This is a genomic window from Hydrogenobaculum sp. Y04AAS1, assembly GCF_000020785.1.
In the GTDB taxonomy this organism is placed as follows: Bacteria; Aquificota; Aquificia; order Aquificales; family Aquificaceae; genus Hydrogenobaculum.
The window spans coordinates 464,297-479,255 of sequence record NC_011126.1; the positions used below are offsets into that span (position 1 = coordinate 464,297).

Genomic DNA, 14,959 nt, shown 5'->3' on the forward strand with positions numbered 1-14,959 from the left:
GAAAAAAATATAAAATAGTTAAGATTTTATCAACGAACCAATTTTAAATATTGGCATATATAGAGCTATTAATATAACACCTATTATGCCTCCTATTATTACAATCATAGTAGGCTCTATCAAAGATATCATGGCATCTATTGCTTTATCTACTTCATCTTCGTAAAACCTTACGATACTTTGTAACAAATCATCAAGGCGTCCAGTGTCTTCGCCTATTTTAACCATAGATATAAAGAGATCATCAAATAGCCCTGTCTCTTTTAAAGATAGCCATAGCGGTTTTCCTTCTTTTACAGATTTAGAAGCCTTTTCTACCCCCTCTTTTACTATTTGCATTGTGCTAGTCTGAGATATTAATTCCATAGATCTATCTAAAGATACACCACTAGAAAACAAAGACGATAACGATGTAGCAAAGGAGTTCATCATTATTTTATGGAAAACATTGCCTAAAACAGGTAGTTTTAACAGCGTTTTTTCTATTCGTTTTTTAAACTCCATATTATTTTGATAAAGGCGTTTAAAAACAAAACCTAAAATAATTAAAATAATTATAAACTTTAATATATTTTCATGTAAAAAATTTGAAGCTTTTAAAAGCATTAACGTAGGAAGCGGTAGCGATGCGCCAAAACCTTTGTATATACTAGCAAATATTGGTACTAAAAAGTAAATAATACCCGTTGTTATAATGGTGGCTATTATAAGGACAAAAGAGGGATAAAAAGAAGCACTTTTTATTTTACCTTTTATCTTAGCTAATTTTTCATAATATTCTGAAGCTAAGATTAGTGATCTGTCAAGTTGTCCTGTTTCTTCCCCTGTCATTACTAAACTTATAAGAAGTGGCGGAAAAACGTTTTTCTTCTTTTGCATCGCTTGGCCTACAGTAACCCCTTCACTAACATCTTTAGCAACTTCTAAAAGTGTTTCTTGAAAATATTTGTTATCTATTTGTTTTGCTGCCATTTCCAAAGCTTGCGGCACACTTATACCTACTTGAATTAAAAACCCAACCTGTCGCAACACTAAAGATAATTCTTTTTCTTTTACTTTCTTACCAAAGGAAAAAGAAGGAGTTCTCTCTTTGGCAAGTTCTATAGATACAGGAATAAGTTCTTTGGAAGACAATATTTGAGCTATCACATCTTGATTTTGAGCTTCTATAACGCCTTTTTCTACTTTGCCATCTTTTGTATAAGCTACATATTGAAATTTAGGCATCAGTAAATGCTCCTATTAACCTGTAAGAGATAACAATCAAAATCGTAAGGAGGAAAGAGCTCCTCTCCAACATGTAAAAGCTTTCTTAATCTGTCGTAAAAATCATGATCTTCTGTAAACAAGCTTGAATACACAAGTTTTATGTCTTCTAATCCTAAGAAAAGTGCGGAACTATTAATATCTTCCAAAATACTTTCTCTTTGTTCATTAAAATTAGTTATATCCACTTTTTTATAATCTATAAATCTTTCTCCTAGCTTTAATAAAAAATAATAATCTTTGTTAATATAAATAGCATTTATAGGTATATTTACATTCAATTCTATCAAGGCGTTTATAAAATCTACCACAAAATGAGATACACTTTTTACGTTTAACCCATATTTTTTAAAAGATTTTTCAGCAAGTATAACATCTTCTTTTCCCGCATAAGCCACTAAATATATATTCCCATCATCAGTTTTCAACAATATGTCATAGGCTAAATAATGCTTGTTTAATTTATGACCAATATCGGTTTCAAGTGATAGCTTTAAAGCATTCTCAATATCTTTTTGTTTTATAGCTTTTGGTAAAAACCTGGTCTTAACTATGCCAAGGCCTACATCTAAAATTATATGAGCGTCGCCTGATTCTATATTTTTAAATAATGAAGCATTTGATCTTATGTCATCAATTATAGTATAAGAATCTTGGCTTTTCTCATGCTTTGTTATTAATTCACAAGAATCCTTGTTTAAAAGTGTTAAACTAAAATAAGTATTAGATAGAAAAATACTATAAGCTTTTTTATGTTTTAAACCTAAACTTAACTTCATTTCTCAACCCTCTTAGCAGTTATGAATATAAAAAGATTTGTGTTATTTTTTGACTCGTTTTTTGTCATACCAACATTACCAATAATCGGGACTTTGTCTAATCCTGGTATTCCTTGTAAACCATTGCTTTCATTTTTAAGGCCTACCCCTCCTATCGCTAAAGTTGCACCGTCAGATAAAACTATAGATAGAGAGTTACTATTTTGATTTATAGTAGGCTGTCCATTGGCTGCTAAAGGACCTAAAGACATGTTTTGAATATTTATATTTAGCAATATTTTGCCGTTAGGTAATACTTGAGGTGTAACCTTTATAGAGTTAAGAACATTTTGTAATGTGACTGTAGGCACCGCTTGCCCTGGAGTTGATATTGTGGTAAATGGATATTCAATGCCTTGGGTTAAAGACGTCGGCTGATCATTCATGGCTAACAAAGTGCTTTTAAAGACACTTTTTGCTTTGTTTATAGATTCTAACGCCTGAATTTCAAAACCCAGGACATGAAACTTACCTTCTGAATATATGCCTGACATCAAACCGTTAGGAGCGTTTATAGGCGTAGCTGTAACAATGGGACTACTACCTGGTGTAAAACTAAAAGCATTTGCCAATGGACTTATTGGATTAAAATTGCTGGTATTTAAAATTGTAATGCCTCTGCCTGCATAAGCACCGCCTATGCCTAAGCCTAACTGTTTCTGATAGTCTTTGCTTATCTCAACAGCTTTTACGTCTATCTGTATATATAGTGGTTTGGTGGATATATATTCTTTTAGATGTTTCTTTATATCTTCAAGGTTTTGAATGTAATCTATTATCGTTACGGCGCTCATTTTATTTATAGGTGTCACTATAGCTTTATCTGAAAGATAAGGTTTTATAAGTTTTTCAAACTTATCAAGCGTGATATATTTTATATAAAATGTTTGAGATTTCATTACGTTTTGTCTTGGAGTGCTTGAGACATAGGCTGAAAGCACTTTTTCACAAGATATAACGTTACTTGGATTACCAGTTAGTATTATGGCTTTAAACTCTTTGCTTTTAGCTACTTTTTTAAGTTTACAGGACTCTGCTAAGTTATACGCTTTTTCCAAGTCTTTTTTTATAAATAAAACCTCTGTAACATATTTTGGTTTAAGAGACACATATTGAGGAAAATAATCTAATATATTTTCAATGTTTTGTGGATAATCTTCTAAAATGATTTTGTTACCTTCTTCATGTATTATAACGGCGTCTTTTGAAAGATAATGAGTTATAAGTTTTTCAAAGTTAACAGGGCTTATTTCGTAAACATAAAGCGGAACACTTATCATTGCTTCTCCAGGTCTTGGTGGTTGTGCAAAATATGGTTTTAGCTTTCCATTTACTTGCTTTATAGCCTTTGGAGAACCACTCACTATTATTACACCAAGTTCATCAGCTCTATAAACCTTAAGTATACCTTTAATAGGTTTAATTAGTGAATACGCTTCTTCAGCAGATATACCTCTTAATATCATCGTTTCAGTGTTTACTAATTCCTCTCTATTAACACTTTGCAAAGAACTTGGTGTAGTAGCCAAACTTCCACTTTTTAAAAGGGAAGACAAAGGTGGCAAACCACTAGGTGATGTGCTCGCTTCACATTTTCCAGAGTTTATAACTACTATACCATTTGTTGTAGTATAAGTTAAGCAATATTCTCTTATAATGTCATGAAATAGTTGATCTGCTGATATAGGTTTTGTAATACTTATATTCACTTTTTCATCCTTAAATTTTGGACCAAATATAATGCTTTTATTATCTATGGTTGCTATTGTTTTAATTACATCAGATAGATTAGCATTCTCAAATTTCATATTTCTTATAGTTACAGCGTAAGAATTGTTCATAATCATTAGGTTAAAAGCAAAAAACGATAGTGTAGCCAAAAGTTTATGTTTAAATCTGTTCTTCAATTCATTTTTCATTGGTATTTCCTCCTTGATTGTTTATGTTGCTGACTATGTTTTTTACGCTTTTCAGAACTTTTGCTGGATTTTCCTTTACCGGAATAAGCCCTATGCCATTTCCATTGGATACTACTATAAAATGTTTTACAACACCATTTTTTTCTACACTTATGTATCCTTCGGCATTTTTTAGATTATAACCATTTATAGAACTTGGTAAACTTTGAGAATAAGATATATTCATAAATCCTAAACCAATGAACAGCAAAACTATAATACCTTTGCCAATACTAACTAAAATATTATTTCTTTTTTTCATTTTTTAATCCTCCTTGCTCTTGGGGAAAAGTAGATATTAAATTGGCAGTTAAATTGAAACTTTTATCAAAATATACAAATCCAAATTTATTTACTTTGAGCGTATCTTTTTCTTGGATATAGCTAACACATAATCCATTTATATTGATATTGTAGCAATCATTAATATATTTAAGAGAAGAAAATGGAGAACTGTTTTTAAAAGAGCTAGCTTCTATGGATATATTTACAATATTTGGATTTATATTAACAGGGTTTGTATTTATACTTATGTAAGATGGATATATACCTTTAACTGTAAAACTATCCAAAACAAAATCTACAAAATGATATAAAGAAGAATATTGCTTATAATAGTTATCAAAGATATTATTTATATCTTTAAAGCTAGAAACGAGTTCGTTTAATTTATCGTATTTAGCTTTTAAAGAAAATACTTGATTGTTTAATATAGACAATCTATTTTGATAGGGTTTTATAGCTTGTAATTTTTCATTGTAAGCATGTTTAAGTGATAAGTTAGAGAAAAACAAAAAAGTGTCTATAAGTAGAAAAATTATAGTAGTGATTAGGGATAAAGACAAGATTATAAAACTAGGACTTTTTATCTTCTCTTCATCTAAACTAACATGTAGTAAAGAAAATATAGCTTGAGTAGGAATCTTTAAAATAAAAGAACTCTCGTTGGAAAGTCTGTCTTTAAGTAAGTTGACATTTAACTTTTTAAGTTTATTCTTATTTGGCATTTTTGACTCCCTGTTTTTCATTAAAGTGTTCTTTGCTTGTAATACTAGAAACAACATAGCCTGACATACACAATATTACTGGTTTAGATGTATCTAAAAATTGAGAATATACATTTGTTGTATCTACGATGTAGTAGCTTTTATCTTCGAAAATATTGTTGCTGCATTGAGATTTGCCGAATCCAAATTTAATGCTATTAATAAATAAGAACGGATAAGCTGGATTTGGTTTATTCAAAGAAGATAAAAAGTTGTTTATATTGCTTTGTGATACGGCCACTGTTAATTTCACTGGTAAAATTTCAATATCAAAAAGCTCCTTAGTTTGTTCAACCCTGTTGTGTTTCTTCTTATTCATTTTAGGCTTTAACGCTATGACCTCTTTTCCGTTTTTATCAACTGTAACATCTTTTGGTATACCTTCTTCCATAGATGTAATATAACCTCCTGCTTTTGATATAGCAGAGGATAAAACTATTGGTATTTGATTTGGTGTAGTGGCATAAGCATAATTTATGTTGGGATTTAAAAGCTCCGTTTGCAACTTTGGTATTTGGCTTTTATAGTAAAGAACCTGTTTTTCTAGGGTAATGCTTTGCAATTTCAGTTGTTCCAAAGAAGGTAAGCTTGATATCTTTTGTTCTATTTTGCCTCTTTCAGCTGTTTGCTTAAAATAAAAATATACAAATATCCCGGGCAATAGAACAGCTATAAAGATAATAACTATGCTTTTATCCCTTTCCGTAAGGGAATTATACCAGTTTAAAATCTTTTCTTTGAGTTCATTCATCATATATTCTCTAAATCGACTTTTATTTTAAAAACTTTAAAAGTACTCATAAAATCTTGTTTTTATCCAATGCTTTAGGATAAAATTTCTCAAGCTATATCTACACCACATTTTAATTCCCATAAGAAATCTAACAAGTTATTTACGTTATCACTGCTATATAAATATCCATGCTGGGAAGCGATGATATGCGGATTTAGATCTCTTATATAATTTACCCACAATTTCAAGGTCTTGTTCGAGGACATTATACATTTAACCATTTTAGATCTTCCTTAGTATAGGTATTCATAAAAGTCCTCTATATTAGTAAATTCTAAATCAGAAGTTGGAGTAACGAGCTTAACGGGTTTATCGAACTCTATATAGTTTGTAAGTTTAATTCGCATTATATCTTTATTATCTTTACCAAGACTTTCTATAAATTTGAAAAGCTCTAACCCCCCATTGTAAAGATAAATTACATCCAAATCTCCTATTTCATATACATCAGTTATTTTTTTCACATTCATAACTATCTCCTATGGTAAAGTTTCTAAAGTAGTATAAATGTTGTTTAAGGCTTTTACAACACAATGTTTATTCTCAATAGTTTTTATACAATCCCTTAAATTGCTTGATATCTCTGGCAAAGATATAGGATAACCTCTGTTTGTATTTTTAGTATTTACAACTATATTGCACTTTGTTAAAAGGTTTTTATTGCTTTTAGCATAGAAATTCATTGTAACTATTTTATATCCATCATTTTCATCTTTAATCTTTCCTATGCTAAATAAAAGCTCGTTGTTGTCTTCGGCACATATAAATCTATTTTCTTGGCATATTTTTTTTACTTTTTCGTAAGATGTTAGAGGGGTTATGTCAGCATTATATTCATTAGCCTGATTTCTGTATATAGCATTTGCAACATCGTATAAATTTTCACAAGATTTGCCAGTTAACACATTAAAAATCAAATTAACCTGATCTTTAAAATCAGAAGGATACGCTAAAGACACCAAGGGGCTTAACAGACTAAACGCTAACATATAAAATTTCACACCCCTGACAATATTGCTCATTTTAAACATTTTCATGTATCACCCCGCTCATAAAATAATTATAAACTAATTTGTAAAAATTGTATAATTTTATCATTTTATATTCTCTCTTCATAGGTCTTTTTGTTTGTATTCTCATATATAACACCTATCGAAATTTTTGCATCTGTTTTTATATAATCCCATTCTTTAGCTACAGTATATGCTTTATCAAAATCTTCTGAGTTATGGTCCTCAAGCTTATAAACACGAGTATTATAAAAGTCATACGTATTGTAAAATATCACACAAGGCTGGAGGGTTTCCACAATAGAAAAACCTTTGTGTAGCACTGCTTTTTTTATAATATCTTTAAGATGATCTATGTAACCAGAGTATCCTCTTGCAACAAAAGTGGCTCCAGCTTCCATCAAAAGCGATATGGGATTTATAGGATCTTCTGGTGGTCCTTTTGGTGTAGATTTACCTTTGAAATCCAAAGCACTGGTAGGCGTAAACTGTCCAGTAGTAAGACTATAAACTCTATTATCATGTACTATAACCGTAATGTCTATGTTTCTTTTGGCAGCAAAGATAAGATGTTCAAGACCTTCGCCGTATCCATCACCATCTCCTACAAAGCATATTACTTTTAAATCTTCATTGGCTAGTTTTATACCGGTTGCAGTGGCGATGGCTCTTCCGTGTAAAGAATAGAAACCGTTTATATCAACATAATCAAATATTTTGCCATGACAGCCTATGCCTGTTACCATGACGAATTTTTCGAGAGGTATACTATCCGTAAGTTCGTTGATAGCTGCTCCCAAGGCACCCATTATGCCAAAGTTCCCACAATTCCTACACCAAGTTATTTCTGCCCCCGTATATAAGCTTTTAGTAATCATAATAAAATAAATTATATCACTTTTTAAAAGTTTGTATAATACATTTATGAACTTTGAAGAAGAATTAGAATATATTAAAAGCCAAAAACTATACAGGAAAAGAGAAATTATAAAAGATAAAAAAATATTTTGTTCAAACGATTATCTTGGTATGTCTAAAAATAAAGAAGTAATAGATTATATCGTAGAAAAACTAAGGGAAGTAAATACTATAGGTGCTACTGCTTCAAGCCTTGTAAATGGATATACAAAATACCATAAAGAGCTAGAGCTTCTACTTAGTAAGTTAAAATCCAAAGAGGATTGCATAGTTTTTCCCTCTGGATACTCTACAAACATAGGACTTTTTCAAGCGCTTGGAAATGAAGAAGATGTTTTTTACAGCGATGAATTAAACCATGCATCAATAATAGACGGGATAAGGCTATCAAAAGCTTCAAAATATATTTATCAACACAACAACATAAAGCATCTTTTTGAGCTTTTAAAAGCTACAAGACAAAAATATAGAAGGGCTTATATAGTATCTGACTCTGTGTTTAGCATGGAAGGAGATTTAGCAAGGTTAAAAGAGTTAATAGATATTTCGAAAGAGTTTGAAGCCTATCTTATTCTTGATGAAGCACATGCCACCGGCACTATAGGAAAAGGTATATATGATTATTTTGGGCTTTTACCAGAAGAAAATACGATTATAATGGGCACTTTATCAAAAGCAATAGGCTCTCAAGGTGGATTTGTTTGTGCAAAAAAATTAATCATAGAGTACATAGCAAACAAAGCGAGATCTTACATATTTTCTACCGCTTTAGGACTTCCAATGGTTTTTGCCTCTATAAAAGCCTTAGAACTTATTGAAAAAAATCTAAACAAATATAAAGAAGAGTTACAACAAAGAACAAAATTTATATTAGATATGATAAAAGAATTCAATTTTCAACCAAAAGAAGACTTTATCACACCTATAATACCAATAAAAGTAGGTAAAGAAGATGAAGCTCTAAAACTAAGAAATAAATTGTTAGAAAATGGCGTATTTATACAAGCTATCAGATACCCAACAGTACCAAAAAACAAAGCCATTCTAAGGTTAACTGCATCGCTATCTTATTCCAGCGAGGACTTAGAGGTTCTTTATGAAGCTTTTAAAAGCTTGAAAAATTAAAGTATCTTCATGTATTTTTCATCAAAAATTAATAAAATATTAACATTAAAAGCGTATATTTAAGATATACTTGAAAGGAGGTAAGTGTATGAAGTTAAGAAGCTTGTGGCGAGCTAAGATGTTAAACAGAGTTAGGCTTATAAGATGTAAAAGTCAAAAATCTCTAGAGAGAATGGAAGAAAAACTAATTAAGATGAATAAAAGAGTGGCAGTCGTTGATAAAAATGGATTGCTTGATATTATTAAAAATGAAGATGCTGAGAATTGGTATAGTTTTTCAAATTTATCTCAAAATATATCTCAAAATATGCCAAAGTTTGTTAGCCTTGATATCTCAAGAGTAAATGTCTTGCTCGTTTTAGACGAAGAACCATAAACAATCCGCCCTATCTTTGGGCATTATCTTAAACCTTCTTCTTAAAATCACAAAACAAATCTTTAAAATTAAACAAGTTAAAATAAAAAAGTTGTATCTCTACATAAAATAAATATATTCTAACGTTTTAATGAAAATTTAATAAAGGCAAAGTATAATATTAGCATGGTAGAACAATCAAAATTCACACAATTTGCAAGAAGGTTTATAGCACCGTTTTTAGTGCTTGGGCCTGGCTTCTTAGTGATGATGGCAGATAACGATGCTGGTGGCATTACTACGTATGCCGTTACAGGAGCTCAAACAAAATATACGTTGGTAGGAGCTGTAGTTATAATGTCACTTCTTGCTTTTGTGGTTCAAGAGATGACTGTAAGACTCGGAGCTGTTACAAAAGAAGGACATGCTGAACTTATATACAAGAAATTTGGTAAGTTTTGGGGTATGTTTTCTTTGGCAGACCTTTTTATTGCAAACACTTTTACGCTCGTTACCGAGTTTATAGGTGTGGGTGCCGCTGTCAAAATGGTGTTTGGATTTCCTTACGAAGTGACTATTCCAATAGCTGTTGGAGCTATGATACTACTTGTTTTAAGCGGTGGATACATGTTTGTAGAAAAATCTCTAATAGCTTTTGCCCTTTTGCAGCTAGTTTTCATACCAGCGGCTATAAAAGCCCATCCAGATATAAATGAGGTGTTGAAATCTTTTACATTTCAAGGTATAGATATATTTTCACCTACCTTTCTAACACTTTTTATAGCAAACATAGGTACCACTATAGCCCCTTGGATGCTTTTCTTCCAACAAAGCGCTGTGGTGGATAGAAAGATGGGTATAAATGATATAAAAATAGGAAGAATAGATACGTTTATAGGTAGCCTTGGTACTGCTATAGTAGCTGCTTCAATCATAATAACCACAGGTGCTACTTTATACGGACATCCACCTTACAACAACATACAAGATGCTTCGGAAGCAGCAAGAGCTCTTGTACCATTTTTAGGTAAGTACGCTGGGACTATATTTGCAATAGGGCTTTTTTCTGCTGGTGCTGTGGCTGCTGTAACACTGGCTCTTTCTACTTCTTGGGCTTTTGGAGAAGTGTTTGGCTGGGAACATAGCCTTAATTTACCTTTTCAAAGGGCAAAATGGTTTTATACAATTTACATACTTAGCGTAAGTGTAGCTGGTAGTATAGTTCTTATACCACATGCTCCTTTGATTGTTATAAACTTGCTTGTACAGGTTATGAATACGTTTTTATTACCACCAGCCTTGTTGTTTTTACTTTTGCTTTTAAATGATAAAGAGCTTATGGGAAACTATATAAACAACCTATGGTCAAACGTGTTTGTGGCTTTGATAATAGTGTTTGTTATGGTGCTTTCTGTAGTGTATGCTTTTCAGACGTTATTTCAAGGAGGTTAAGGATTATGAGCAAGTATAATTTTTGGGTGAAGTTTTCTTTGATATTTCTAAGAATTTATGTGCTTTTTATGTTGGGGCTTTTATTTTACAAATTTTATCAGATACTAAGCCGTTAAAAAATGGTATCTCTTTTGATCCTTGGATCGTTCACAAATAGCAACACATCGGCTATAATGTTACCAAGCACAAGCATTATACTTCCAACGTAAAGGCTGCCCATTACTAAAAATAAATCTTTTGATAATACAGCGTTTAGTATAAGAAGTCCCATACCAGGCCAGTTGGTGACTATTTCCACCAAGGCAGCTCCAGATATCAAAGATGACAACTCGTATCCAAGAAGCACTATAAAAGGGGGTATTGCATTCCTTAAAACATGCCACAGAACAACACTTTTTTGAACTTTTGAAGCTTTTAAGAAAATATATATAGGACTATTTAATATCTCAATCACGTTTGCTCTTACAAGCCTTGAAAGCCCACCAAAAGAAGATAGAACAAGAGCGCTTACTGGTAGCACAAGATGCTTTATGTTGACACCACTTAACATATCGGATATATTGATAAAATGCGTTTGATAAAAAAACATCATAATTAAAAAACCCATAACAAAAGATGGGATAGACATTGATATATAAGCTAAACCTTGTAAAAATTTATCCAGTTTTGTATCTTTTTTAAAAGCCGATAAAACACCGATAAAAAAGGCTAAACTCCAAGATAAAAAAGCCGATGGTATAGATACCATCAGAGTATTTGGTATGCGTTCTAAAATAAGTTTTTTTACGCTTTCGTTGTATTCTATAGAATAACCTAAATTGAACCTCAAAGCATTTAAAAGCCAATCTATATATCTTATTAAAAGTGGTTTATCAAGACCGTAAAAAGCCTCAAGCTGTTTTATAGTCTCTTTTGATACACTTGGGTTTAGCTTAAGCTGATCAAAAAATCCCCCTGGTGCAAAGTTTATGGCTAAAAATGATAAAAAACTTATAGTAAAAACTACAAAAATACCCTGCAAAATTCTTATACTTAAGAATCTAAGCATTACTTTGTCCAGCGGTGATTGATAACTATTTCTGTTTCTATTTTTACATTGTTAAGAAGTATAGAGCCAGCTTTTTTCATAGATTTTTCTAAAAGCTTAGATACTTCTTCTTTATAATCTTCTTTTGCTTCCACCACTATCTCATCGTGTACCAAGTTTACAACGTTTGCTACTTCGTGAAATATGCTTGGAAAAGCTCTTTTAAGCTCTTGAGAAAAAATTAAAACTGAAAGCTTCAACAATTCTGCTCCAGTACCTTGTATTGGATAATTGGCAGCATCGGTAAAAGTGTAGGCTATCATAGGTTTTCCGCCGATAGTTTTTAACCTTATTTCACCTTTTGCCTTTAGCTCTTTTTTTATCCTTTCGTGCCAAGCTTTTATCCCTTGGAATGTAGAAAAAAACACCTCTCTAAATCTTTTGGCTTCTTCTATAGACATATCAATCCCATAAGAGTTTCTTGCATACAAAGAAAGAGATTTTTCTGATATACCGTATATAAGACCGAAATTGGCAGCTTTTGCCCTTTGTCTTTCTTCTTTTGTAATATCTTCCAACGATTTACCTGTAATTAATGAGGCTGTAAACTTGTGAAGGTCTTCTCCTTTATTTATTATATCTATCATTACCTCATCTTTAACATACTCTGCTGCTATTCTTAGTTCTATTTGTGAGAAATCAGCTATTACAAACACGTATCCGTCTTTAGCTTTTAGAATACTTCTTAATTCTCTTGGTATGTTTTGAACATTGGGTCTTGAAGAGGACATCCTTCCAGTAACGGCTCCTATTTGCCAAAACTCTGGATGTATACGGTTGTTTTCGTTGTACTCTAAAATCTCTGATAGCTTTTCTTGTAACTTATGAAGCTTTCTAAACTCCAATACGCTACTTATCACATCTTTTGCTTTCTCGTTTTCATAGTCAAGATGCTCTATCAACACACTATCATCTGTTATTATATTGTCTTTATCGGTACGAGGAAGTGAAATATTTAAATGATTTTCTAAAAACTCACCTACTTTTTTAGGACTACTTATATCTATACGATACTTTATATAAAAGTTCATAGCAAGCTCTTGGGTTTTCTTTTGTAATTGTTTTTTCATAGTCTCTATTTCTTTTGTATCTATTCCTATTCCGGTGTGTTCAATTTTAGCAAGCTCCTGTACAAACCCCATTTCTATTATAGCGTATGTGCTTTCCAATCCAAAAACCTTCGCCACCCTTGATTTTTGTAATATCTCAATGATGGTGGGTTCTTTGTTTAATTCATTTTTTAGCTTTTCGTATAAAAGCCTCAAAACCTCTACATCCTTTGCAGCATAAAAAATTTGACTTTCTGTAAGCTCTTTTGAAGACCAATTTGAAAACTGCTCTTTTTTGTCGATACTTTCACCTGTAAAATGATTGTAAACACTCGCCAAAGAAACTCTATTTAAACCTATCAACTGTGCTCCTACCATAGTATCAAACGTAGTATAAGGATGTATATCGTATTTCATAAGATACTTTAAATCATATTTTAAGTTGTGTCCTGCTACACCCTTTTTAGCTATTATATCTTTTATAAGTTCTGGAGCTCTTTTTACAAACAAAAAGTCTATCACATAAATAGGACCGCTCTCTAATCCTACTTGAAAAAGTCTTATATCTTTTGGCGTGGTTTCTGTGTCTATAAACCAAATATCACCAGAGGAAAGATAGTCTAAAGCTTTTATTAAAACAGGCTCTTTATCTACATACACAAAATTCATCTGTTTAATTGGCTACGTTTGTATCCATAAAATATATATATTAAAAGCCCAACAAGACACCATACCAAGAATCTTATCCATGTTAACAAAGGTAACCCTACCATAATAAGAAGAAGTGTAAACAAATTTAATGGTAAAAGTATTTTTGCTATTGGCATTCTAAACTTTGGATTATAGTCCTTAGATTTTCTCAATAAAATAATGCTGATACCCACCATAAAATAGGCAAACAATGTACCTATATTAACCATTTCTGCTAAATCCTTTAAAGGAAATAAACCAGCTGCTAAAGAAAGCACAAGTGCTCCTACTATAGTAGCTTTATGCGGAGTGCCAAATTTCGGATGAATGTCAGACAAAGACTCAAATAAAAGCCCATCTCTTGAAAGAGCGTAAATTACCCGTGTAAACCCAAGCCCCATAACCATAATAACACTTGTAATGGTGATAACAGCACCTATTGATATGATGCTGGCTATAAAATGCATGTTTAACTTTTCCATCGCAAACGAAAGAGCATCTGGTACATTTAACTCTTTGTAGTTTACAACACCTGTCAACGTAAAGCTAACTACAATGTAAAAAAACGTACTTAGCGATAAAGAACCTATCAAACCTATAGGTAAATCTCTTTGAGGATTTTTGACTTCTTCGGCTACAGTAGAAACAGCGTCAAAACCAAGATAGGCAAATATTATAAGGCCAGTAGCATGCCAAACACCAGATATACCATAAGGTAGAAAATCTTCATAGTTTTTAAAATCTATATGAGGTAGTGCAAATACCACAAATACGATAAGTACCAAAATTTTGAGCACCACCACAAAAGAGCTTGCGAAGGCACTTTCTTTTATACCTAAAAGCAGAATAACAAACATAAAAAGTATTATCAAAAAAGCACTTATATCTATATAAGTACCAGCGCTTGGATTGTAAGCCCCCGTTAATGCATGAGGTAACGTTATACCAAAACTATTTTTTAAGAACGATCTAAAATAAGAAGACCATCCAACAGCCACAGCAGCAGTTGATATACCATATTCTAAAACAAGATTCCACCCTACAAGCCACGCTATTATCTCACCTAAAAAAGAATAGGTATAACTGTAAGCACTACCTGAAACTGGTATAGCAGAACCAAGCTCAGCATAGGCAAAAGCGCTAATACCAAGTGAAATAGCCCCAAGTATGAAAGATAGCACAATACCAGGACCCGCCATGGTAGCGGCAGCCATACCGGTAATTACAAATATACCAGCGCCTATTATGGCGCCTACACCCATTAAAACTAGCTCTGTGGCTTTAACTTCTCTCAAAAGTTTTTGCTCTTCAACGTAATGTTTTTTTCTAAAAATATCTAAACTCATATATAAAATATACCACAACTCTTTTAGCATTGACAAAGACCAAGAG

15 protein-coding genes are annotated in these 14,959 nt (G+C 31.9%); 3 read left to right on the forward strand and 12 right to left on the reverse strand.

The window, feature by feature from the left end:
• Positions 1-18: 18 nt before the first annotated feature.
• From HY04AAS1_RS02665 to HY04AAS1_RS02705, 9 genes are all read right to left on the reverse strand, one after another.
• Positions 19-1,227: a type II secretion system F family protein gene (locus HY04AAS1_RS02665; protein WP_012513570.1), complete on the reverse strand. Its 1,209-nt coding sequence runs from the start codon at positions 1,225-1,227 to the stop codon at positions 19-21.
• Positions 1,227-2,045, reverse strand: coding sequence for a hypothetical protein (locus HY04AAS1_RS02670; protein WP_012513571.1), 819 nt, complete (start codon positions 2,043-2,045; stop codon positions 1,227-1,229). The genes HY04AAS1_RS02665 and HY04AAS1_RS02670 overlap by 1 nt, the downstream gene beginning before the upstream one ends.
• Entirely contained in the window at positions 2,042-4,003 is a 1,962-nt protein-coding gene (locus tag HY04AAS1_RS02675; protein ID WP_012513572.1) for a type II and III secretion system protein, read from the reverse strand. Before HY04AAS1_RS02675 ends, HY04AAS1_RS02670 begins: the two co-directional genes overlap by 4 nt.
• Complete coding sequence (locus tag HY04AAS1_RS02680; RefSeq protein WP_012513573.1) at positions 3,993-4,304, reverse strand: hypothetical protein; 312 nt, start codon at positions 4,302-4,304, stop codon at positions 3,993-3,995. The genes HY04AAS1_RS02675 and HY04AAS1_RS02680 overlap by 11 nt, the downstream gene beginning before the upstream one ends.
• Positions 4,288-5,049, reverse strand: coding sequence for a hypothetical protein (locus HY04AAS1_RS02685; RefSeq protein ID WP_012513574.1), 762 nt, complete (start codon positions 5,047-5,049; stop codon positions 4,288-4,290). The genes HY04AAS1_RS02680 and HY04AAS1_RS02685 overlap by 17 nt, the downstream gene beginning before the upstream one ends.
• Entirely contained in the window at positions 5,039-5,842 is an 804-nt protein-coding gene (locus HY04AAS1_RS02690) for a hypothetical protein (RefSeq protein ID WP_012513575.1), read from the reverse strand. The genes HY04AAS1_RS02685 and HY04AAS1_RS02690 overlap by 11 nt, the downstream gene beginning before the upstream one ends.
• Positions 5,843-6,114: 272 nt before the next feature.
• The gene (locus tag HY04AAS1_RS02695) at positions 6,115-6,351 is read right to left on the reverse strand and encodes a hypothetical protein (protein ID WP_012513577.1); all 237 of its coding nucleotides are present in this window, start codon (positions 6,349-6,351) and stop codon (positions 6,115-6,117) included.
• A 9-nt stretch (positions 6,352-6,360) separates the two neighbouring features.
• On the reverse strand, positions 6,361-6,798 hold the full coding sequence (locus HY04AAS1_RS02700) for a hypothetical protein (protein ID WP_337954085.1): 438 nt from the start codon (positions 6,796-6,798) through the stop codon (positions 6,361-6,363).
• 182 nt (positions 6,799-6,980) lie between these two features.
• Positions 6,981-7,769: a thiamine pyrophosphate-dependent enzyme gene (locus tag HY04AAS1_RS02705; RefSeq protein WP_012513580.1), complete on the reverse strand. Its 789-nt coding sequence runs from the start codon at positions 7,767-7,769 to the stop codon at positions 6,981-6,983.
• Positions 7,770-7,815: 46 nt separating this feature from the next.
• Between HY04AAS1_RS02705 and HY04AAS1_RS02710 the strand changes: the two genes are divergently transcribed.
• The 3 genes from HY04AAS1_RS02710 to HY04AAS1_RS02720 all read left to right on the forward strand — a co-directional run bounded on the left by HY04AAS1_RS02710 (position 7,816) and on the right by HY04AAS1_RS02720 (position 10,741).
• Positions 7,816-8,934 carry a pyridoxal phosphate-dependent aminotransferase family protein gene (locus HY04AAS1_RS02710; RefSeq protein ID WP_012513581.1) on the forward strand — a complete coding sequence of 373 codons (1,119 nt, stop codon included), beginning with the start codon at positions 7,816-7,818 and terminating at the stop codon, positions 8,932-8,934.
• Between the two features lie 88 nt (positions 8,935-9,022).
• Entirely contained in the window at positions 9,023-9,310 is a 288-nt protein-coding gene (locus HY04AAS1_RS02715) for a hypothetical protein (RefSeq protein ID WP_012513582.1), read from the forward strand.
• A 165-nt stretch (positions 9,311-9,475) separates the two neighbouring features.
• Positions 9,476-10,741 carry a divalent metal cation transporter gene (locus HY04AAS1_RS02720; RefSeq protein WP_012513583.1) on the forward strand — a complete coding sequence of 422 codons (1,266 nt, stop codon included), beginning with the start codon at positions 9,476-9,478 and terminating at the stop codon, positions 10,739-10,741.
• A gap of 112 nt (positions 10,742-10,853) precedes the next feature.
• Here HY04AAS1_RS02720 and HY04AAS1_RS02725 read toward each other — a convergent pair whose 3' ends face one another.
• The 3 genes from HY04AAS1_RS02725 to HY04AAS1_RS02735 are packed head-to-tail and all read right to left on the reverse strand — an operon-like array spanning position 10,854 to position 14,913.
• The gene (locus tag HY04AAS1_RS02725; protein ID WP_012513584.1) at positions 10,854-11,789 is read right to left on the reverse strand and encodes an ABC transporter permease; all 936 of its coding nucleotides are present in this window, start codon (positions 11,787-11,789) and stop codon (positions 10,854-10,856) included.
• Positions 11,789-13,546, reverse strand: coding sequence for a bifunctional 3'-5' exonuclease/DNA polymerase (locus HY04AAS1_RS02730; protein ID WP_012513585.1), 1,758 nt, complete (start codon positions 13,544-13,546; stop codon positions 11,789-11,791). Before HY04AAS1_RS02730 ends, HY04AAS1_RS02725 begins: the two co-directional genes overlap by 1 nt.
• The gene (locus HY04AAS1_RS02735) at positions 13,543-14,913 is read right to left on the reverse strand and encodes an amino acid permease (RefSeq protein ID WP_012513586.1); all 1,371 of its coding nucleotides are present in this window, start codon (positions 14,911-14,913) and stop codon (positions 13,543-13,545) included. Before HY04AAS1_RS02735 ends, HY04AAS1_RS02730 begins: the two co-directional genes overlap by 4 nt.
• Between the last annotated feature and the right edge of the window lie 46 nt (positions 14,914-14,959).

Excerpts from the sequence above, each read along its gene's own strand:
- HY04AAS1_RS02665 (WP_012513570.1), bottom strand. The coding sequence starts at position 1,227 with ATGCCTAAATTTCAATATGTAGCTTATACAAAAGATGGCAAAGTAGAA.
- HY04AAS1_RS02670 (WP_012513571.1), bottom strand. The coding sequence starts at position 2,045 with ATGAAGTTAAGTTTAGGTTTAAAACATAAAAAAGCTTATAGTATTTTT.
- HY04AAS1_RS02675 (WP_012513572.1), bottom strand. The coding sequence starts at position 4,003 with ATGAAAAATGAATTGAAGAACAGATTTAAACATAAACTTTTGGCTACA.
- HY04AAS1_RS02680 (WP_012513573.1), bottom strand. The coding sequence starts at position 4,304 with ATGAAAAAAAGAAATAATATTTTAGTTAGTATTGGCAAAGGTATTATA.
- HY04AAS1_RS02685 (WP_012513574.1), bottom strand. The coding sequence starts at position 5,049 with ATGCCAAATAAGAATAAACTTAAAAAGTTAAATGTCAACTTACTTAAA.
- HY04AAS1_RS02690 (WP_012513575.1), bottom strand. The coding sequence starts at position 5,842 with ATGATGAATGAACTCAAAGAAAAGATTTTAAACTGGTATAATTCCCTT.
- HY04AAS1_RS02695 (WP_012513577.1), bottom strand. The coding sequence starts at position 6,351 with ATGAATGTGAAAAAAATAACTGATGTATATGAAATAGGAGATTTGGAT.
- HY04AAS1_RS02705 (WP_012513580.1), bottom strand. The coding sequence starts at position 7,769 with ATGATTACTAAAAGCTTATATACGGGGGCAGAAATAACTTGGTGTAGG.
- HY04AAS1_RS02710 (WP_012513581.1), top strand. The coding sequence starts at position 7,816 with ATGAACTTTGAAGAAGAATTAGAATATATTAAAAGCCAAAAACTATAC.
- HY04AAS1_RS02715 (WP_012513582.1), top strand. The coding sequence starts at position 9,023 with ATGAAGTTAAGAAGCTTGTGGCGAGCTAAGATGTTAAACAGAGTTAGG.
- HY04AAS1_RS02720 (WP_012513583.1), top strand. The coding sequence starts at position 9,476 with ATGGTAGAACAATCAAAATTCACACAATTTGCAAGAAGGTTTATAGCA.
- HY04AAS1_RS02725 (WP_012513584.1), bottom strand. The coding sequence starts at position 11,789 with ATGCTTAGATTCTTAAGTATAAGAATTTTGCAGGGTATTTTTGTAGTT.
- HY04AAS1_RS02730 (WP_012513585.1), bottom strand. The coding sequence starts at position 13,546 with ATGAATTTTGTGTATGTAGATAAAGAGCCTGTTTTAATAAAAGCTTTA.
- HY04AAS1_RS02735 (WP_012513586.1), bottom strand. The coding sequence starts at position 14,913 with ATGAGTTTAGATATTTTTAGAAAAAAACATTACGTTGAAGAGCAAAAA.